Origin of the sequence: Micromonospora sp. CPCC 205546, assembly GCF_036902715.1 — a bacterium.
In the GTDB taxonomy this organism is placed as follows: domain Bacteria; phylum Actinomycetota; class Actinomycetes; order Mycobacteriales; family Micromonosporaceae; genus Micromonospora.
The window spans coordinates 169,472-188,036 of sequence record NZ_JBAKHL010000005.1 but is presented as its reverse complement, the minus strand read 5'-3'; the positions used below and the strand labels follow the sequence as shown (position 1 = coordinate 188,036).

The window sequence follows — 18,565 nt, the reverse complement described above, 5'->3', positions numbered from 1 at the left end:
GAACCCATCCTGCCCGATCGGCCGACCGTCCGCGCGGCCCCGTCGGGGCGTCCGGCGTGGTCCGGTCGCCCGGCGTCCGGGGCGGTCGGTGTCCGGGGCGGGCGGCCAGGATCCCCGTCGACCGTCGGCCGGCGGGTCAGGTCCGCAGCGCGGGCAGGCCGATCGGGTTGCCCTCCGGGATGACGGTGTGCCCGGCGCGGGCGATCGGTTCGAGCAGCTCGCGCAGCCGTCGCGTGCGTTCGGGGCCCAGCGCCCGCCACGGGTGGGCGGCGGCGGTGTCGGTGGCGTCCTCGATGGCCTGGAAGCGGGACCGACCCTGCTCGGTCGGTTCCCCGTCCGCAGTCAGCCAGCCCCGCTCGGCCAGCCGCGCGCGGGCATCGGCCCACTGCTCCTCCGACCACCCCCGCCCGAGCAGGTTCAGCGGGGAGATGTCGACCGCGACCCGCCAGGCCAGCGTCTCCACCGGGTCGAGGCCGGCCGCGACCAGCGCGGCGATGTGCCCGTCGCCGCGCTGCTCGCGCAGCGTGGTGGCGGCCTGCCAGAGCCGGGCCAGCGGGTACTCGCCGCGCGGCAGGGCCGCGTTGGCGGCGCCCAGCACCCGACCCGCCGGCTCCACCTCGGCGGCGGCGGCCTCCAGCAGGTCGGCGGCCTCGACCAGGTGCGACTCGGGCAGCTCGTAGGTCAGCTCGGCCAGCGCCTGCACCGCGCCCGTGAGCCGCGCCCGCAGCGCCTCCTCGGGGGTGGCCAGCCGCCAGACGGCCGGCAGCGCCCGCGCCACCGTGTGCGGGGCGAAGGTGAAGAACGCGGCGGTCACCGGGGCGGCCTCGACGGCCCCCAGGGGGGCGGCCCGGCCGGCGAAGTAGCCGCGCCAGAAGCCCCGCAGCCCGACCGCCTCGAAGGCGGCCCGGGCGCGGGGATGGAAGTAGGTGACCGCGTGGATCGGCTCGTAGTGCGTCCACAACACCCGGGCAGTACGCCCCGCGTCGTCCTCGTCCAGCGCCGTCAACGTGCACCTCCGCGTCCGGTCCGGTCGTCACCCAGGACGGCCGACCGCCCGGGGTGACGCTGAACCTACTGCGAGTGGGTGAGTGGCCGGAAGCCCCATGTGGGCTACCACATCAACGACGGGCGACATCCCGGGCGAACCGGGCCGCTGTCGCGAGGCAAACGGCCCGTCGTACGGGTCGACCGGCCGCCTCGCGGGTCACTGGGCCGCGAGGACGTCCACCACGAAGCGCAGCGGGCCGGCCGGACGGCCTCCGGCAGGGTTCGTGCCGTACGCCAGCTCGGCCGGGAGGTCGAGCTGCACGCGGCTGCCGACGGTCACCCCGACGAGGCCCTGGTCCCAGCCCGGGATGACCTGGCCGACGCCGATCGCGAACGAGGCCGGCTCGTTGCGGCTCCACGACGAGTCGAACTCCTTGCCGTCCTTGTAGAAGACGCCCACGTAGTTCGTGGTGATCGTCTGGCCCTTCTTCACCGCCGGGCCGGTGCCCTTGATCAGCGGGGTGACGGTGAGCTTCTTCAGCTCGCCCTTGCCGGCCGCGACCGTCGGCTTGCTGCCCAGGGCCGGGTCAGCCCCCTGCGGGAGCTGCGGGGCGGGGGGTGCCTCGGCGGAGGGGGCGCTGGCGGACGGGCCCGCCGACGGGGCACCGGCCGCCTGGTCCTTGTCGCCGTCGCTGTTGCGCCCGATCGTCACGAAGACGGTGATCAGCACCGCGACCACGGCGACGCCGGCGAGCCCGCCGGCCCAGGCCTGCCGGCGGCGCTTCGCCTCGGCCGCCTTCTGGGCGGCCAACTGGGCGGCCAGCCGCCGCTCCGACTTCTGGGACCGGTTCTGCGTACGCTCGCTCACGGCGTCGACTCCCTGCTGCGAAGGTGGTGGCCGGCACCGAGTGCCGGGGGGAAAGCCGACGCACACGGTACCCGCCCGGCCGCCCACCGCGCCGCCTCGACCGTGGCCGCTCCCGCCGCACGGGTCACGCCGGCCCCGGCACCACCATGAAGTCGGTCACGAACGAGGTGACCCGGCCGTCGGCGGTCCGCCCGATCCAGGTGCCGTAGCAGCCGTCGCCCCAGCCGGACCAGACCGTCACCACGTTCGCCCCGGTCGCCTCGTCGAGCACCGCGGCGACGTGCCCCGGCACCGGCCCGCTGGTCGGCTCGTCCGCGACGAAGACGTCCGTCACCGCGTCCTCGTCCCACGCCTCCAGGGCGGCCAGCGCCGTCGGGTCGGCCAGGGTGCCGATGCCGGTGTCCACCCCGTAGCCGAACCAACCGTCGGACTTGAGGGCCGAGACGTCCTGGTCGCCGACCAGCGCCATCTCCCAGAGGACCGTCGGCTCGTCGTGCACCACCAGTTCGAGGGCGGCCACCCGCCGGTCCGCCTCGGTGTCCTCGCCGCGCACGACCGCGACCCAGGCCCGCGCCGGGTAACGGCCGGGGGCCACCCTGACCGTGAACGGTTCGTCCTCGGGGCAGGCCACGGGGTCGCAGCCCACCACCTGCCCCGTCGGCAGCACGACGTCGCCCAGCGGGTGCACCTCCATGACGTACGTGGCGTGCTCGTCGGCGAAGCGGGCGCCGGGCGTCAGCAGCCGGTGCAGGTCGGGGGTGTACGGCATGGGGTTCCTCTCGCGGCGGGGGCCGGCGGAGCGTACCCGCGGCGGCCGGCACCTGCGGCACCGCACCGCACCGGCCGGCGGCTCAGCCCTCGAGATGCCGTGTCAGGGCCTGGCGCAGGTGGTGCTTCGGCCGGGACCCGACGACGGAGCCGACCACCTCCCCACCGCGGAAGACCAGGAGGGTGGGCAGGGACATCACCGAGTAGGCGCGGGTGGTCCCCGGGTTGGCGTCGGTGTCGATCGTGGCGACGAGCATCCGCCCGGCGAACTCCTCGGCGAGCTCGGCGAGGCTGCGGGAGATGGCCCGGCACGGCGGGCACCAGTCCGCCCAGAAGTCGACCACCACGGGCCGGTCGGCGGCGAGCACCACGGTGGCGAAGGTGTCGTCGGTGACGGCGGTCAGCGAGCCGTCCGGCGCAGTCTCGAGCATGTTTCCTCCCGGTGGGTGATGGCGTGGGCGAGCTGGTCGCGCAGCTCCCGGCGGACCGCGTGCAGCCGGTCGATGCCGGCGTCGACCTCGGCCAGCTTCCGCCGCAGCACGGCCACCGAGTCGGGGCAGACGTGACCGGAGGCGTTGCCGGCCCGCAGGCAGGCGACGAACGGGCGGATGTCGTCCAGGCCGAAGCCCACCGCCAGCAGCGCCCGGATCTCGCGTACGACCGGCAGCTCCGCCTCGTCGTAGACCCGGTATCCATTGGCCGAGCGGGCCGCCCGGATGAGGCCGTGCGTCTCGTAGTAGCGCAGGGCCCGGGTGCTCGTGCCGGCGCGTTGCGCCAGTTCACCGATCAGCATCCGACCTCCCTCGTCCGACCCGACCGACGCTAGACCTTGCCACCGGCGTCAAGGCAACCTCGGCACGCGGGAGGGCGTACGGACGCCACGCCGCGATACGCCACGCAGGCGGGCCGTGCGACCGGCCGGAGGGGCTGCGGCCGGCAGGGACGCGCTCCGGCGGGGTCAGGCGGTCTTGCGGGCGGCCTTCTTCGGCGCGGCCTTCTTGGCGGCGGGCTTCTTCTCGCCCTCGGCGGCCTTCTTGGGGGCGGCCTTCCTGGCGGCGGCCTTCTTCGGCGCCGCCTTCTTCTCGGCCGGCTTCTTCTCGGCGGTCTTCCTGGCCGGGGCCTTTGCCGCCTTCTTCTCGGCGGCCTTCTTCTGCGCCGAGCGGGCGGCCGAGATCGGGGTCGGCTCCCCCGCGCCGCCGGCCGGGGCCTCGCCCCGGGCGGAGCGGGCGCGCTCGACGGACGCCTTCAGCGCCGCCATCAGGTCCACCGCCGCGGCCGGGGCCTCCTCGACCTCCTCCGGCTGGACCACCTCGCGGCCCTCGACCTTGGCGTCGATGACCTCCTGCAGGGCGGCCCGGTAGTCGTCGGTGAAGGCGTCCGGCTCGAACTCGCCGGTCATCGAGTCGATCAGGGAGCTGGCCATCGCCAGCTCCGGCGGGCGGACCTTCAGGTCCTCGTCGAGGAAGCCGAAGTCGGGCTTACGGATCTCGTCCGGCCAGAGCATGGTGTTGAGCAGCAGCACTCCCTCGCGGACCCGCAGCGTGGCGAGCTGCTCCCGCTGGCGCAGCGCCACCTTGACGATCGCCACCCGCTCCGAGTCGGTGAGGGCGTCGCGCAGCAGCAGGTACGGCTTGGTGGCGGTGCCCTCCGGTTCCAGGAAGTACGCCTTGTTGTAGAGGATCGGGTCGACCTGGTCGGCGGGGACGAACTCCAGCACGTCGATCGCGCGCGAGCTGGACAGCGGCAGCTCGGCGAAGTCCTCGTCGGTGAGGATGACCATCTCGCCGCCGCCGATGTCGTAGCCCTTGGCGATGTCGTCGTAGGTGACCTCCTCGCCGCAGACCTGGCAGGTGCGCTTGTAGCGGATGCGCCCGCCGTCCTCCCGGTGCACCTGGTGGAAGCGGATGTCCTTCTCCTCGGTGGCCGAGTAGAGCTTGACCCCGATCGAGACGAGGCCGAACGAGACGGCTCCCTTCCAGATGGCCCGCATCCCCGTGCTCCTCTCGCCGGTACTGCCCAGGATCGCAAATGATCGAAGGCCACGCGAGCGCTTCGGTGCGCAAGTACAGTCGGGACGTGCCCGGCGCGCCGCTCAAGCCGATGCTCGCGATGACCGGGCAGCTCCCGGCGGGTGCCGGCTGGGCGTACGAGTTCAAGTGGGACGGCGTCCGCGCGCTGGCCGACGTCTCCGGCGGCCGGCAGCACCTGTACGCCCGCAGCGGCGTGGAGATCACCGCCGCGTACCCCGAGCTGGCCACCCTGCACGAGCAGGCGGGCGACGCGTTGCTCGACGGCGAGGTGGTGCTGCTCGGCGAGACCGGGCAGCCCTCGTTCACCGCCCTGGCGGAGCGGATGCACGTGCGCGACCGGAACAAGGCCGCGCGGCTGGCGGCGGTCGCCCCGGTGACGTACATGATCTTCGACCTGCTCCGGCTCGACGGCGAGGACCTGACCGGCCGGTCGTACGCCCGCCGGCGCGAGGCCCTGGACGGCCTGGCGCTCGGCGGCGCCCGGTGGGCGGTCTCGCCGGTCTTCGGCGACGGCCCGGCCACCTACGAGGCGGCCGGCGAACACGGCCTGGAGGGGGTGATGGCCAAGCGGGTCGACTCGGTCTACCGGCCGGGCGTGCGCTCCCCGGACTGGGTGAAGGTCAAGCTGGAGGTCACCGGCGACTTCGTGGTCGGTGGCTGGCGCCCCGGGGCGCGCCGGATCGGCGGCCTGCTGGTGGGGGTGCCGCGCCCGGACGGGCGGCTCACCTACCGGGGGCGCGTCGGCGGCGGCATCGGGGCGGCCATCGAGCGGGAGCTGCTGCGCGAGCTGGAGCCGCTGCGCGGCGGCGCGTCGCCGTTCGCGGGCGACGTGCCACGCGAGGATGCGCGGGGCGCGATCTGGGTAACACCCCTGGTCGTGGTGGAGGTCAAGTACGGCCAGCGCACCCCGGACGGGCGGCTGCGGTTCCCCCGGGTGCTCCGGCTGCGGCCGGACAAGCCCGCGGAGGAGGTCGACGATGCCGGGTGAGCGGTTACGGGTGGACGTCGAGGGACGCGCGCTGGAGCTGTCCAACCTGGACAAGGTGCTCTATCCCGAGGCCGGGTTCACCAAGGGCGAGGTGATCGACTACTACACCCGCATCGCCCCGGTGCTCCTGCCGCACCTCGCCGAGCGGGCGCTCACCCGGATCCGCTTCCCCAACGGGGTGACGGGCGGCTCCTTCTTCGAGAAGAACGCCCCCGCCGCCACCCCCGGGTGGGTACGCACCGAGACGCTGCCCGCGCCCGGTTCCAGCAAGGGCCGCGAGACCATCGACTACGTGGTCGCCGACGACCTGCCCACCCTGGTCTGGCTGGCCAACCTCGCCGCGCTGGAGCTGCACACGCCGCAGTGGAAGATCGGCGAGCACCCCGACATGATGGTCGTCGACCTCGATCCCGGGCCGCCGGCGGCGCTGCGCCAGTGTTGCCAGGTGGCGCTGCTGATGCGCGACCGGCTCGCCGAGGACGGCATCGACAGCTATCCGAAGACGTCCGGGAAGAAGGGCATGCAGCTCTGCTGCCCGATCGCCGGCACCCAGGACGCCGAGGACGTCTCGGCCTACGCCAAGCGGATCGCGCAGGAGCTGGAGCGGGCGCACCCGAAGCTGGTCGTGTCGAAGATGGCGAAGAACCTGCGGCCGGGCAAGGTCTTCATCGACTGGAGCCAGAACAACGCGGCCAAGACGACGGTGTCGCCGTACTCGCTGCGGGCGCAGTCCGTGCCGTCCGTCTCCACCCCGCTGACCTGGGACGAGGTCGAGGCGGGCGCGGCGGGGAAGCGGCCGTCGACCAAGCCGTACACGGCGGGGGAGGTGCTCAAGCGGGTGGAGAAGCAGGGCGACCTGCTGGCGCCCCTGCTCGACGGCGGCCCCGAACTGCCGGCCGCGTGACCGGCCCGGCCGGCGGGGAGGGCCGGCCGGGCAGTCGGGTCAGCCGGCCGGCCAGGTGGTGTACGAGATCCGCGCGTTCAGGTTGGCCGGCACGCCCAGCCAGGTGTAGCAGTTGACCGAGACGACGGTGTCGGCCCCGGACGCGGACCAGCCGGCCAGTACGCAGTAGCCGCGCGGCGGACGCTGGAGGCTGGTCACGTACGAGTTCACGAAGGCGGTGCCGTAGGCGGTCCCGGTGCCGGTGAAGCGCGCCTGGTAGCGGCCGGTGCCGAGCACGGTGCCCGTCGCGCCGCCGAAGCCGGGGATCGTCGAGTTGTAGCTCTCGCCGCCGATCCAGGTGCCGCTGGCGTTCTCGCCGCGGAACACGCCGCTGGCGAAGCGCGGCCCGAACGCGCGGCCCAGCAGGTCCACCCGGGAGCCGTAGGTGACCACGAAGCGGGCGTCGACCGGGATGCCGGCGGCGTTCGCGCAGTGGACCACCCACCCGTCCGGCGGATCGAGCTGGCAGTGCACGGCGGTGCCGCCCAGCGCGGTCACGTGCGCCATCGGGAAGGTCGCCCCACCCTCGCTGGGCGGGTTCGGGTTCATCAGGAAGCGGTACCGGCCCTTGTCGAGGCGCTCGTAGGAGACCGTCCCGCCGGTCGAGTCGTACCGGTACGCGGCGGGCAGGGTGCGTACGCCGGTCGGCTGCGCCTGGTCGGTGACGAACCACGCCAGCCGGCCCTGGCCGACCTGCCGGACGTTGGTGAAGGTGGCCACGAAGCGGCTGTCCGCCGGGCTGCCGGTCGCGGCGAAGCAGCGCACCTGGATCAGCAGGTCGTCAGCGCCGATCGGGCTGCGGTACCAGCTCGCCACCGTGCAGAGGACCGGGCCGCCCCCGTACGCCACCGCGTGGGCCACCCCGCCGCTGGTCGCCGCCCCCTCCAGCATCACCGTGTACGCCCCGGTGCCGGTGCGCCGCACCACGACGTCGCCGTCGCCGGTGTGGGCGCTGTAGCCGCCGGTGATGCGGTACTCGGTCGTGGTCGGGGCGTGCGCCCAGACCGTGGCGGTCACCGTGGGGTTGGGGTCCGGCAGCGGTTCCGCCGCGGCGGGCGCCGGCCGGGCCAGGGTCGCCCCGGCTAGCAGCACCGCCAGCGCCACGGCGCCGCGCAGTGTCCCGCCTCGCCGGGCCCGGGGTACGAGTTCGTCTGTCTGCATGTCGCAGCCTCTCTGGGCCCTCGGCGGACCGTCCGCGCCACGAGTGTGGCAACGCCGGTCAATGCCCGTACCGGTGCGGCGATGCCGTTCCGGCCCGTCGACGGTTGAGTAGGCTGGCCGCAGCCTGCCGAGGAGTGCGCCATGAACATGACCGATGCCCTCGTCCGGGAGCCGCTGGCCGGTGGCCGGGCGGCGGAGGTGGACCGGCCCCTGCTCACCTATCTCGACGACGCGACCGGCGAGCGGGTCGACCTGACCGCGACGGAGTTGGGCGGCTGGGCGGCGCGGGCCGCCGGGCTGCTGCGCGACGGCTGCGGGCTGGGCGTCGGCGACCGGGCGGCGGTGCTGCTCCCGGCGCACTGGCAGAGCGCCGCCGTGCTGCTGGGCGCCTGGTCGGCCGGGGTGGCGGTGTCCTTCCGGCCCCGGGCCACCGCCGGCCTGCCGCCGATCGAGCCGGGCGCCGACGAGCCGTACGACGCGGTCTTCGTCAGCGCCGAGCGCCTCGACGACTGGCTGGAGGACGTGCCCGGGGCGCGGCACCGCTTCGTCCTCTCCCTCGGCGTCACCCCGCGCGCCGAGGCACCCGAGGACTATCGCGACTGGCTGGCCGAGGTGGGCCGGCACACCGACGCGCTGCCCGCGTCCGCCCCGCTGACCAGTTCGGACGCGGCCAGCCCCGACGGCACCAGCTACCGCGAGTGGGGCAGCGTCGCGTTGGCCGTGGCGGAACGGCTCGACCTGCGGGCCGGCGACCGGCTGCTGGTCGACGTCGCCGAGCACGAGCAGCCCGTGTACTGGCTGCTGGCGCCGCTGGCCGTCGGCGCGTCGGTGGTGCTCTGCGCCAACCTCGACCCGGCCCGGCGCGACGCCCGGATCGCCGCCGAGCAGATCACCCGGGTGCTGTGATGGGCGGGGTCTACACCGAGGCGAGCATGTCGCTGGACGGCTACATCGCCGCCCCGGGCGACACCGGCTTCGACCAGCTCTTCCAGTGGTACGGCAACGGCGACGTCGCCATCGCGACCGCCAAGCCGGAGATGACGTTCCGTATCTCGCAGGCGAGCGCCGGGCACCTGCGACACACCCTGGACGACACCGGTGCCCTGGTCGTCGGCCGGCGGCTGTTCGACCTCGTCGGTGGCTGGGACGGCCGGCACCCGATGGACAAGCCGGTCGTGGTCGTCACCCACCACGTGCCGGAGGGCTGGCCCCGGCCGGGCGCGCCGTTCACCTTCGTCACCGACGGCGTGCCGTTCTTCGACCACGTCCGCGACGCCCCCGTCGAGCTGTCGAACCCGACGGTCGTCGAGGGCGACCGGGTCACCCACCTCTACTACCGGGTGCGCCGCGCGTAACCGTCCACGAGGGACGGATTGCGGCCCGACACCGCCCGCAGAACACCTCGAGCGCCTTGCATCAGCGCTCCCCGGGCCCCTGCCGTTACAGGGAAAATCGGCCCTTTCCGCAGGTCTGTCGCCGATGCCGTCGGCGTGGTCTCATACCGGAAGACGACGTCATCGACCAGGTCGTGACAACCCCGCGTCGACTCCGCACCGCCTCCATTTTCCGAAAGGTGCACCGATGCACAGGAGACCCATCTTTCGACTTGCGGTCCTCACCGCCACCGCCGCGACGTTCCTGGCGTCCGGTGGCGCCTACGGCGCGGCGTCGGCCGCGCCCGTGACCGTCTCCCCGGGCGTCGCCGAGTGCGAGCCGGACGCCCACGTGCACGGCGCGGCCCGGCTCGCCGAGGGCGCCACCGCCCAGGAGCCGGAGCTGTACGCCAAGAACGAGGCGAAGGCCTACGGCGTCATCAAGGACGCCCCGCGCCTGCCCGACGGCAGCGTCACCGTGCCGACGGTCTTCCACATGATCTCCGACCACCCCCTGACCGCGGCCGAGACGACCAGGTGGAACACCCTGATCGCGGCGCAGATGAAGGTGCTCAACGACTCGTTCGCGGGCCGCACCGCCGCGAACGCCTCCGACACGCCGTTCCGGTTCGACCTGGTCGACACGACGTGGACGGTGAACAGCGCCTGGTACACGGTCGTGCCGGGCAAGAACGAGCGCGACATGAAGAAGGCGCTGCACACGGGCGACTCCGAGACCCTCAACGTGTACGCCGCCAACATCGGCGACGGCCTGCTCGGCTGGGCGTACTTCCCGAAGGGCTACAACAACGGCCGCGACCACATCGACGGCGTGGTGATGCTCGACGAGTCGATGCCGGGCGGCACGGCCGGCAAGTACGCCCTCGGCGACACGCTCACGCACGAGGTCGGGCACTGGCTGATGCTGGAGCACACCTTCGCGCACGGCTGCTCCGCCGCCGGCGACTTCGTCGCGGACACCCCCCGCGAGGCGGCGCCGCAGTTCAACTGCCCGGTGGGCGCGGACACCTGCACCGCCCCCGGGCTGGACCCGATCCACAACTTCATGGACTACACGCAGGACTCCTGCATGAACATGTTCACCCCGGGCCAGGCGGACCGGATGAGCGACGCCTGGGTCGCGTTCCGGGCCGGCGGCGCCGGCTGACCCACCCGTCCTCGCCGCTTCGGTGAGGCGAGTCGATCAAGAGGTTTGCGTCACCGACGAGCCCGTCGGAGGACGCAAACCTCTTGGTCATTTTCCAAGGGTCGGTGGTTCAGCGGCGGGGGAGGCGGAGGGCGCGGTGGGCGCAGGGCGCCAGGTGGTCGACTGGGAGGGCACACCGCGCGCCGCCGGGCAGCGGCCGGTCGCAGAAGACCCAGTGGCGTACGCCCTGCTGGTCCTCGGCCGAGACGGTGACCCCGCCGGGCTCCACGCGGGCGCTGAGCCGGGCGAGCACCCGGGCGGCGGTACGGGCGAGGATCCGGGCCCGGAGCAGGTCGGGCGCGGTGACCGGCAGGTGGATCACCCAGCGGTCGGTCATCGGTAGCGGTGGTTCGCCGACTGGGCGCTCTGCCACGCGCGCAGCGCCTTCTTGATCCGTACGTTCTCCTCCTGCACCGCGACCAGGGCGTTCTGCGCGACGGCGAGTTCGTCGGCCACCTGGTGCAGGAAGGCGCGGATCTCGGCGGGGTCGAGGCCGCGCCGGCGGACGTTGAAGCACCGGTCGCGGATCTGCCACGGCCGGAGCCCCCGTGGCGGGCGGACGACGTCCGCCGGGCGTCGTTGCTCGCGTCGGCCCGTCAGCCGACGGATCAGGTTGCGCACGGGTGACCGCCCTTCGTCGGTTCGTGCCTTTGTCGGTTCGTGTCGAAGTGGAGGGGGCGGTCTCCGCCGGTTGCGGGCGACGGAGACCGCCCCGCCCTGCCGCCGCAGCCTCGATCGGCGGTACGGCGACAGGGCCGCGCCGGGGGAGCGCGGGGAGTGGGGTCTCGGCGGCGATGCGAGACCGGTACGAGAGGCGCCAACCGACCGCAGCAGCACCGCATCACCGAGAGCGACGCTATTGCCACCGAGTCACCGATGTCAAGCATGTCTTCGAGTCATCTACCCACCTATGTCATCAGTGCTACGTGTGTTGCCTATGCCGTGAAGGTCGATCGATACTGGGCGGGCCAACCGACTGCAAGGGGCCCGACGTGCCTATCCCGCCCACGATGGACGAGCTGCTCGCCGACCTGCTGAAGAAGATCAAGGACGGGGCGTATCCGCCCGGCTCGCAGCTGCCCTCCGGGCGAGCGCTGGCAGCACAGTACGACGTCTCCCAGTCCACGATCAGCCGAGCGGTGGGGAGGCTGCGCGAGCAGGGCGTGCTGATTGGACGTCCGGGCCGCGGCGTGTTCGTCGCTGAGTCCACCCGGCTCGAACGACGATGATCCTCACGATCAAGATCGCTTGACACGTGCCACGCTGGCGGCAGGTGCGGTGCGGAGAATCCGGGTAGGTAAGCAGGGCGTCGCGCGGGTCGACGGCGACTACGAGGCGCGGGTGACGTACCAGTTGATCGAACCGCGGAACCTTCCCCCGACTGCGGAGCACGACCTGCGTGACCTCCTCGCGGCGGCGGTCGATTCCCTGCCCACCGGGTGACCCACCGAAGCCGTCGAGCCGGTCCGGAGATCGACGCGGGCGGCAGGTGGGAAGAGCGCCAGTGGACCAGCGGTAGGTATTGCGGGCCCCGGGCCGATCGAGGATCATGCACACTCCGACCGGCGGGTGCCGACGGTGCGGGTCGTCCGTTGGCGAGGCCCTGGGGAGGGCCGACGCGGGGTGCGTGCCCGCGCGGTGCCGTATCGACTCGCCCACCTCTGACGGGAGCGACGTCCATGTCCTACGTGGCCCCGGCAGAGTTCGTCGCGAAGATGATCGACGCGGGCGAGTCGAAGGTGTTCATGTCCACGCGGGACACGGTGATTCGTGCGTACATGGCCGGTGCCATCCTCGCGCTCGCTGCGGCTTTCGCGGTCAGCGTCACCGTGGAGACGGGTCAACCCCTCGTCGGAGCCCTTCTCTTCCCCGTCGGATTCTGCTTGTTGCACCTGCTCGGGTTCGACCTTCTGACCGGTGTGTTCACCCTTGTCCCTCTCGCTCTGATCGACCGGCGGCCGGGCGTCAGACTGCGTTCGGTCCTGCGCAACTGGGGCCTGGTCTTCGTCGGCAACTTCGCCGGCGCGCTCACCGTCGCGTTCATGATGGCCGTGGTTCTGACCTTCGGCTTCAGCGTCGACCCGAACGAGGTCGGCCAGCGGCTCGGGGTGATCGGCGAGTCGCGGACGGTCGGGTACGCCGAGCACGGTGCCGCCGGAATGCTGACCCTCTTCATCCGGGGCGTCCTGTGCAACTGGATGGTCTCCACCGGCGTCGTCGCCGCGATGCTCTCGACGTCGGTGTCGGGGAAGGTGATCGGCATGTGGATGCCGATCCTGGTCTTCTTCTACATGGGCTTCGAGCACTCGGTCGTGAACATGTTCCTGTTCCCGGCCGGCCTGATGCTCGGCGGCGACTTCTCGCTCGCCGACTACCTGATGTGGAACGAGATCCCCACCGTGGTCGGCAACCTGGTCGGCGGCCTGGTCTTCGTGGGGCTCGCCCTCTATGCGACGCATGCACGCACCGGTGCGACCCGGAGCCGCCCGGATGCCGAGAAGTCGGCTCCCCGGCCCCGGTGACACGTGCCGGGGTCCGCTCGCCGCCCCGCATGCGGGCGGAGGTCAGCCGTCGGTGGGGCTCAGTCGACCGTCGGCAGCTTCGGGCCGAGGACGTCGTCCGCGTCCACGATCGTGTACGCGTAGCCCTGCTCGGCCAGGAAGCGCTGCCGGTGGGCCGCGTACTCCGTGTCGATGGTGTCGCGGGAGACGACCGTGTAGAAGTGCGCCTGGCGGCCGTCGGCCTTGGGGCGCAGGACCCGGCCGAGCCGCTGTGCCTCCTCCTGCCGTGACCCGAACGTGCCGGAGACCTGGATCGCCACCGCCGCCTCGGGCAGGTCGATGGAGAAGTTGCCGACCTTCGAGATGACCAGGGTGCGCACCTCGCCGGAGCGGAACGCGTCGAAGAGCCGCTCGCGTTCCTTGTTGGTGGTGGAGCCCTGCACGATGGGCGCGCCGAGGTATTCGCCGAGCTGGTGCAGCTGGTCGATGTAGCCGCCGATGACGAGCACCTGCTCGTCCGGGTGCCGGTCGACCAGCGCCTTCACCACGGGCAGCTTCGTGCGGGCGGTGGCCGCCATCCGGTAGCGCTCCTCGGCCTCCGCCGTCGCGTACGACATGCGCTCCGCGTCGGTGAGCGTCACGCGTACCTCGGTGCACTGGGCCGGGGCGATCCAGCCCTGCGACTCGATGTCCTTCCACGGCGCGTCGTACCGCTTCGGGCCGATCAGGCTGAACACGTCGCCCTCGCGGCCGTCCTCGCGTACCAGAGTCGCCGTGAGGCCCAGCCGGCGGCGGGCCTGGAGGTCCGCCGTGAAGCGGAAGATCGGCGCGGGCAGCAGGTGCACCTCGTCGTAGACGACCAGGCCCCAGTCGCGGGCCCCGAACAGGTCCAGGTGGGTGAACGTGCCCTTCTTGCGCGAGGTGAGCACCTGGTAGGTGGCGATGGTGACCGGGCGGATCTCCTTGCGCTCGCCCGAGTACTCGCCGATCTCCTCCTCGGTCAGCGACGTGCGCGCGATCAGCTCGCGCTTCCACTGCCGCCCGGCGACCGTGTTCGTGACCAGGATCAGGGTGGTCGCCTTGGCCTCGGCCATCGCCGCCGCCCCGACCAGCGTCTTGCCGGCGCCGCAGGGCAGCACCACGACGCCCGACCCGCCGGCCCAGAACGCCTCCACGGCCTCCCGCTGGTACGACCGCAGCGTCCACGGCTTGCCGCCGTCCTTGCCGGCCTCGGCCAGTTCGATCGGGTGCGCCTCGCCGTCGACGTAGCCGGCCAGGTCCTCGGCCGGCCAGCCCAGCTTGAGCAGCGCCTGCTTGAGCCGGCCGCGCTCGGACGGGTGCACCGCGATCGTGTCGTCGTCGAGCTTCGCGCCGAGCATCCCGGCGAGCTTCTTGCTCTTGGCGACCTCGATCAGCACCAGCCGGTCCAGGGCCCGCAGGACGAGGCCGTGCGCCGGGTCGTTGGCGAGCTGGAGGCGGCCGTAGCGGTCCATCGTCTCGGCCACGTCGACCAGCAGCGCGTGCGGCACCGGGTAGCGGGAGTACTTGAGCAGGGAGTCCACCACGCCCTCGGCGTCGTGGCCGGCGGCGCGCGCGTTCCACAGCCCCAGCGGCGTCAGCCGGTAGGTGTGCACGTGCTCGGGGGAGCGCTCCAGCTCGGCGAAGGGCGCGATGGCCATCCGGCACGCCTGCGCGTCGGGGTGGTCGATCTCCAGCAGCAGGGTCTTGTCCGACTGCACGATCAGGGGTCCACCGCTCACGCCAGTGCCTCTCCTCCGCCTCGGGTCGTCGGCTGTCCGGGAGGCGACTGACCCGCCCAGGCCGACCCACCAGTGTTGCACGCACGCGGGTGACGGCAGAAAAATCTGCTCACCTGGAGCAACCGGAGCGGTACTCGCAACGTCTATCAAAGGGAACAACTGTCAGGGAGGCAGCATGAAACACGTCCGGATCAGCAGCCGGCTCGTCGCCCTGGCAGTGGTCACCCTGGTCGGGGCCGGTGCGTGCACGTTCGATCCGCGGGCCGACGGCGGCGGGGGCGGGGGACCCGTCGCAGCCGGGGCTGCGGAGCGGGTAACGGGGGCGAGCGGCACGCCCGGGCCGGACCAGCGGGCGCGGCCCAGCACGGCGCCGCCGAAGCGCAAGGTCAAGCCGGCCCGCAGCACGCCGGAACCGACGCGCCCCGCGGTGAGGCCGACGCGCCCGGCGACGAAGCCCACCGCGTCGCCGTCCGCCGCCGGCTGCCCGCAGGGCGAGCACCAGCGCGAGGTGGAGGCGTACCTCGCCCGGCTGGGCGGGTTCGGGCGCGTGACCGTCGACGGCCGGCAGTCCGCCGCCGACTGCGTCGCCATCAAGAAGTTCCAGAAGCGGTACGACATCCGCCCTGCCCACGGTCGCGCCGGGCCCACCACCCACGACGTGGCGAAGCGGCTCGCCACCACCGACACGGCGCGCTGCCGGGCCGGCTCGGGCACCACCTTCTGCATCGACCTGACCCGGCAGACCACCTGGGTCATGCGCAACGGCAGGGTGCTCGTGAAGCCGACCGTCACCCGCACGGGCATGCCCGGCTACCGCACCCCGGCCGGCACGTTCACGATCAACTACCGCAACGTCAAGGAGTGGTCCGACCCGTACGAGGTGTGGCTGCCGTACTGGCAGCACTTCACCCGGGGCATGGGCTTCCACCAGACCACGACCTACCTGCACGAGAAGTCGATCGGCTCGCACGGCTGCGTCAACCTGCTGCGTGCCGACGCCGTGCGCTACTGGGAGCTGGGCAGGGTCGGCAGCAAGGTGGTGCTGGTCGGGCGGCGCCCCGGCACCTGAGCCGCCGGCAGCTGAGCCGTCGGGCTCCTGAGCGGCCCCGACACCGCTCCGAGCCATCGCACAACTCGTCCGATCCGGGTTTTATCCCCTGTCACTCGCGCCACCGCGGTGTCACGCTGGATGCCAGGCGTCGAACCGGACGGGGAGGCTGGAGATGACGGTCGATCGCGAAGTGGCCCGGGAACACATGATCGAGCGCGAGCCCTCCCCCGCCGAGGAGGTCTCCACTGCCACGGTCGTCGCGTACGCGGTAGCCGGGGTGGTGCTCTTCGGCTGGTTCCTCTTCGGCTGGCTGGTGCTTCAGCAGGGCTTCGTCGCCTCGGTCGGCGAGTCGGTCGGCACCGGGTTCGCGCTGCTGCTGATCGTCTCCGTCGTCGGGACGGTACGCCGCAGCCGGCGCTGACCCGGCCCGCTCAGTCCTCCCGCACCGCCGCCGTGATCCGGTGCAGGGCGAAGGTGTGCAGCATCTCCGTCCGGTCGTCCTCGGCGCGCAGGTAGCCCGCGCCGATCGAGACCGGCCGGACGAGCCGGGACGCGGTCGCCCCGTGCGCGTCGACGTACCCGACCCAGACCAGCGCCCGGTCCCGGACCGCCTGCTGGAGCACCGCGAGGGCGTCGCTGTGGGAGGAGACCGGCGCGGGACCGGTGCGCCCGACCCCGCCCCGCACCACGGCCGGCGCCCTTCGGGCGGCCCGCGCCGCCGCGTCGCCGCGCCGGATCTGCTCCACCACGCCCAGCAGGCGGGGCATGGCGAGCTTCGGCGTCGTCAACGGGTCCAGTGTCCTGGTCGCCACCGGCACCCGGGCCGGGGCACGCCGGGTCTTCGGGCGGGCCAGCACCGCGGCCCCGCTCGCGTCCTCCGGCACCGGGGCGTAGCCGGCGTCGCGCAGGGCCATCAGCATCCGGCCCACCTGGTACGGCGTCGACAGCACCGTCGGCGCCAGCCGGCGCAGCGCCAGCGGCTCCAGCCGCCGGTCGGCGAGCACCTCGGTCAGCAGCGCCTCGTCGTCGCTGCGCACGTACGCCCCGGCCGAGCCGACCCGCAGCCCGCCGTGCTTGCGGGCCACGTCGTCCACCAGGTACGTCAGCCCCTGCGGGACGGGGGTGCGCGACCGCCGCCGGAACAGGGTGTGCAGGTCGTCGGCCGAGTAGCCGGCGTCCAGGGCCCGGCGCACGCTGGCCGGGGTGACCCGGTGCACGCTGGCCCCGCCGGCCGACTCGTGCTCCGCCACCACCTCCAGCTCGCCGGCGAGCGCCGGATCGGGCGGGCCGGGCACCACGACGGTCAGGTCCGCCTGGACGAGGAAGTGGTCCACCGGGGCGGGCAGCAGCGCGTCCAGCGCGCGTACGGTGCTGGTCGGGTCGCCGCTCTCCGCGTCTGAGCGCAACCCGAGCGGGTCGTCGCCGTGCTCGTCGGCCGCCGTCACGTCGGCGAGCAGCAGCCGCCCGTACGAGGTGAGCGCCCCCAGCCCCGTCACGCCCAGCGTGGCCGCCTCGGCCAGCACGTCGCGGTGCGCGGCCTCCCGCCCCCGGCTGCGCCGCGGCGCCCGCCAGTCGAGCAGGGCCAGCACCTCCTCGGGGGTGGGCCCGGTCGCGGGCTCCAGGTCGGCGAGGACCTCCAGCACGGCGCGTCGGGCGGCCGGCGCGCCGGCCCGCTCCGCCTCGGCGGAGAGCACCGTGATCGGCCGGTCCCGGTCGTCGCGCTGCCCGACCAGCCCGGCCTGCCGGGTCATCGTCAGCCACGCCCGGGCGACCTGCTCCCAGCGCTGCGCGAGCGTCCCGGCCCGCCACACCTCGTATCCGGCGGTGGGCAGGACCTGCTGGTCGGCGCCGTAGCGGGTGGTGGTGGCCCCGGGCAGGTCGACCTCGCCGATCAGCCCGCCCGCGTACGCCGCCTCCAGCAGCAGGGCCGCCGTCGACTCGTCCACCCCGACGCCCCGGGCGAGGCGGCGCAGGTCGCGCACGCCCAGGCCGCCCGAGCGCAGCACCGGAGCCGGTTCGGCGGCGAGCTGCTCCAGCAGCCCCTCGGTGTGGCGTACCACCTCCATGGTCTGCCCGGCCCCGGCGGAGTCGGCGGCCTTCGGCTCGCGCGGCGCGGTGGCCACCGGCGGCGGGCTGCTGCGCAGCGGGCCGAGCGGGCCGCTGTCGCGGCGCAGCAGCAGGCCGACCTCGCGGGGCAGTTCGACGGTGCCCGTGGCGCCGGCCCTGCCGCCGGGAACCGGCACCAGCAGGTGGTGGTCGACGAGCCAGCGCACCGGCGAACCGGTCGGCGCGCCGCCGTTGGTCGGGTCCGGGGGCAGGTCGGCCTCCGCGCCGAGCGCGGGCGCCTGCAACGCGCCCGCCGGCACGCTGCCCATCGGCGGTCCGGCGGCCAGCCGGTCCAGGATCGCCCGGGCCGACGGCGGCGCGGCCAGCAGCGTCCGCCGCAGCTTCGCCGGGTCCGCGCAGAGCGCCGCCGCCCGCGGGTCCAGCTCCGCCGCCGGTCGACCCAGGCCCGCCGGGTACGGCGAGACCTCGTCGACGCTCGCCACCACGCGCAGGGCGTTCTCGGGGCCGTACAGCAGGAAGAGCGCACGCAGCCGGTTCACGGCGGCGCGGACGGTGGTGGGGGCGGGCGGGTGCGGGCCGGCGGTCGCCATGGCGAGCACGGCGTCGGTGGAGGTGCCCTGGTCGGCCGCGTCCCGGGTCAGCCGGGCGGCGTCCAGCATCAGCAGGGTGAACTGGTCCAGCGCGTCGAGGGCGCGGGCCACCGAGACCCGGGACTGGGCCCGGGTGGCGAGCGCGGAGACGTCGGCCGGCACGGGTACGACGAGGTCCGGCCGCAGCTGGAGGAGAGCGGCGAGCGACTCGTCGGGCAGCGACCGCAGGTGGTCGGCGAGTGAGGTGGTCATCGTCGTTCCACGCTAGCCC

21 protein-coding genes are annotated in these 18,565 nt (G+C 73.6%); 10 read left to right on the top strand and 11 right to left on the bottom strand.

Translation table 11 applies throughout. The features are described from left to right. Positions 1-136 precede the first annotated feature (136 nt). From V6U77_RS04710 to ku, 6 genes are all read right to left on the bottom strand, one after another. The gene (locus V6U77_RS04710) at positions 137-997 is read right to left on the bottom strand and encodes an SCO6745 family protein (protein WP_442934374.1); all 861 of its coding nucleotides are present in this window, start codon (positions 995-997) and stop codon (positions 137-139) included. A gap of 207 nt (positions 998-1,204) precedes the next feature. Further along, on the bottom strand, positions 1,205-1,855 hold the full coding sequence (locus V6U77_RS04705; RefSeq protein WP_334604937.1) for an FKBP-type peptidyl-prolyl cis-trans isomerase: 651 nt from the start codon (positions 1,853-1,855) through the stop codon (positions 1,205-1,207). A 124-nt stretch (positions 1,856-1,979) separates the two neighbouring features. Continuing rightward, positions 1,980-2,624 (bottom strand): DUF4241 domain-containing protein, encoded by a 645-nt coding sequence (locus tag V6U77_RS04700; protein ID WP_334604936.1) that lies wholly within the window; start codon positions 2,622-2,624, stop codon positions 1,980-1,982. A gap of 82 nt (positions 2,625-2,706) precedes the next feature. Next, on the bottom strand, positions 2,707-3,054 hold the full coding sequence (gene trxA / locus V6U77_RS04695) for a thioredoxin (protein ID WP_334604935.1): 348 nt from the start codon (positions 3,052-3,054) through the stop codon (positions 2,707-2,709). Then, entirely contained in the window at positions 3,024-3,416 is a 393-nt protein-coding gene (locus tag V6U77_RS04690; RefSeq protein ID WP_334604934.1) for a MerR family transcriptional regulator, read from the bottom strand. Before V6U77_RS04690 ends, trxA begins: the two co-directional genes overlap by 31 nt. A gap of 165 nt (positions 3,417-3,581) precedes the next feature. Further along, entirely contained in the window at positions 3,582-4,613 is a 1,032-nt protein-coding gene (ku, locus tag V6U77_RS04685) for a non-homologous end joining protein Ku (RefSeq protein WP_334604933.1), read from the bottom strand. A gap of 86 nt (positions 4,614-4,699) precedes the next feature. Here ku and ligD (V6U77_RS04680) point away from each other — a divergent pair, with 86 nt between their 5' ends. Both ligD (V6U77_RS04680) and ligD (V6U77_RS04675) read left to right on the top strand, forming a co-directional pair. Next, positions 4,700-5,641, top strand: coding sequence for a non-homologous end-joining DNA ligase (gene ligD / locus V6U77_RS04680; RefSeq protein ID WP_334604932.1), 942 nt, complete (start codon positions 4,700-4,702; stop codon positions 5,639-5,641). Further along, on the top strand, positions 5,631-6,545 hold the full coding sequence (gene ligD / locus V6U77_RS04675; RefSeq protein ID WP_334604931.1) for a non-homologous end-joining DNA ligase: 915 nt from the start codon (positions 5,631-5,633) through the stop codon (positions 6,543-6,545). Before ligD (V6U77_RS04680) ends, ligD (V6U77_RS04675) begins: the two co-directional genes overlap by 11 nt. A 39-nt stretch (positions 6,546-6,584) precedes the next feature. Here the strand turns inward: ligD (V6U77_RS04675) and V6U77_RS04670 are convergent, their stop codons facing one another. After that, complete coding sequence (locus V6U77_RS04670; protein WP_334604930.1) at positions 6,585-7,745, bottom strand: hypothetical protein; 1,161 nt, start codon at positions 7,743-7,745, stop codon at positions 6,585-6,587. Positions 7,746-7,886: 141 nt separating this feature from the next. On the opposite strand from V6U77_RS04670, the gene V6U77_RS04665 reads away from it, so the two are divergent. From V6U77_RS04665 to V6U77_RS04655, 3 genes are all read left to right on the top strand, one after another. Then, positions 7,887-8,651 (top strand): TIGR03089 family protein, encoded by a 765-nt coding sequence (locus V6U77_RS04665; RefSeq protein ID WP_334604929.1) that lies wholly within the window; start codon positions 7,887-7,889, stop codon positions 8,649-8,651. Beyond that, the gene (locus tag V6U77_RS04660) at positions 8,651-9,100 is read left to right on the top strand and encodes a deaminase (protein WP_334604928.1); all 450 of its coding nucleotides are present in this window, start codon (positions 8,651-8,653) and stop codon (positions 9,098-9,100) included. Before V6U77_RS04665 ends, V6U77_RS04660 begins: the two co-directional genes overlap by 1 nt. 226 nt (positions 9,101-9,326) lie before the next feature. Beyond that, entirely contained in the window at positions 9,327-10,286 is a 960-nt protein-coding gene (locus V6U77_RS04655; RefSeq protein ID WP_334604927.1) for a zinc metalloprotease, read from the top strand. A gap of 109 nt (positions 10,287-10,395) precedes the next feature. On the opposite strand, the gene V6U77_RS04650 is transcribed toward V6U77_RS04655, so the two are convergent. Together V6U77_RS04650 and V6U77_RS04645 are read right to left on the bottom strand one after the other, a co-directional pair. Further along, positions 10,396-10,662, bottom strand: a complete 267-nt coding sequence (locus V6U77_RS04650) for a hypothetical protein (RefSeq protein ID WP_334604926.1) — start codon at positions 10,660-10,662, stop codon at positions 10,396-10,398. After that, positions 10,659-10,934, bottom strand: coding sequence for a DivIVA domain-containing protein (locus tag V6U77_RS04645; protein WP_442934373.1), 276 nt, complete (start codon positions 10,932-10,934; stop codon positions 10,659-10,661). Before V6U77_RS04645 ends, V6U77_RS04650 begins: the two co-directional genes overlap by 4 nt. A 401-nt stretch (positions 10,935-11,335) precedes the next feature. Here V6U77_RS04645 and V6U77_RS04640 point away from each other — a divergent pair, with 401 nt between their 5' ends. The 3 genes from V6U77_RS04640 (at position 11,336) to V6U77_RS04630 (ending at position 12,847) form a co-directional block, all read left to right on the top strand. Beyond that, the gene (locus V6U77_RS04640; RefSeq protein ID WP_334604925.1) at positions 11,336-11,554 is read left to right on the top strand and encodes a winged helix-turn-helix domain-containing protein; all 219 of its coding nucleotides are present in this window, start codon (positions 11,336-11,338) and stop codon (positions 11,552-11,554) included. Between the two features lie 49 nt (positions 11,555-11,603). After that, positions 11,604-11,768, top strand: a complete 165-nt coding sequence (locus tag V6U77_RS04635) for a hypothetical protein (protein WP_334604924.1) — start codon at positions 11,604-11,606, stop codon at positions 11,766-11,768. A 236-nt stretch (positions 11,769-12,004) separates the two neighbouring features. Next, the gene (locus V6U77_RS04630) at positions 12,005-12,847 is read left to right on the top strand and encodes a formate/nitrite transporter family protein (protein WP_334604923.1); all 843 of its coding nucleotides are present in this window, start codon (positions 12,005-12,007) and stop codon (positions 12,845-12,847) included. Between the two features lie 59 nt (positions 12,848-12,906). Here the strand turns inward: V6U77_RS04630 and V6U77_RS04625 are convergent, their stop codons facing one another. After that, entirely contained in the window at positions 12,907-14,586 is a 1,680-nt protein-coding gene (locus V6U77_RS04625; RefSeq protein ID WP_334604922.1) for a DNA repair helicase XPB, read from the bottom strand. A gap of 175 nt (positions 14,587-14,761) precedes the next feature. Here V6U77_RS04625 and V6U77_RS04620 point away from each other — a divergent pair, with 175 nt between their 5' ends. Together V6U77_RS04620 and V6U77_RS04615 are read left to right on the top strand one after the other, a co-directional pair. Beyond that, on the top strand, positions 14,762-15,655 hold the full coding sequence (locus tag V6U77_RS04620) for a L,D-transpeptidase family protein (RefSeq protein WP_334604921.1): 894 nt from the start codon (positions 14,762-14,764) through the stop codon (positions 15,653-15,655). Between the two features lie 154 nt (positions 15,656-15,809). Beyond that, positions 15,810-16,058, top strand: coding sequence for a hypothetical protein (locus V6U77_RS04615; protein WP_334604920.1), 249 nt, complete (start codon positions 15,810-15,812; stop codon positions 16,056-16,058). A gap of 10 nt (positions 16,059-16,068) precedes the next feature. Here the strand turns inward: V6U77_RS04615 and V6U77_RS04610 are convergent, their stop codons facing one another. Next, positions 16,069-18,546, bottom strand: a complete 2,478-nt coding sequence (locus V6U77_RS04610) for a helicase-associated domain-containing protein (protein ID WP_334604919.1) — start codon at positions 18,544-18,546, stop codon at positions 16,069-16,071. Positions 18,547-18,565: the final 19 nt, after the last annotated feature.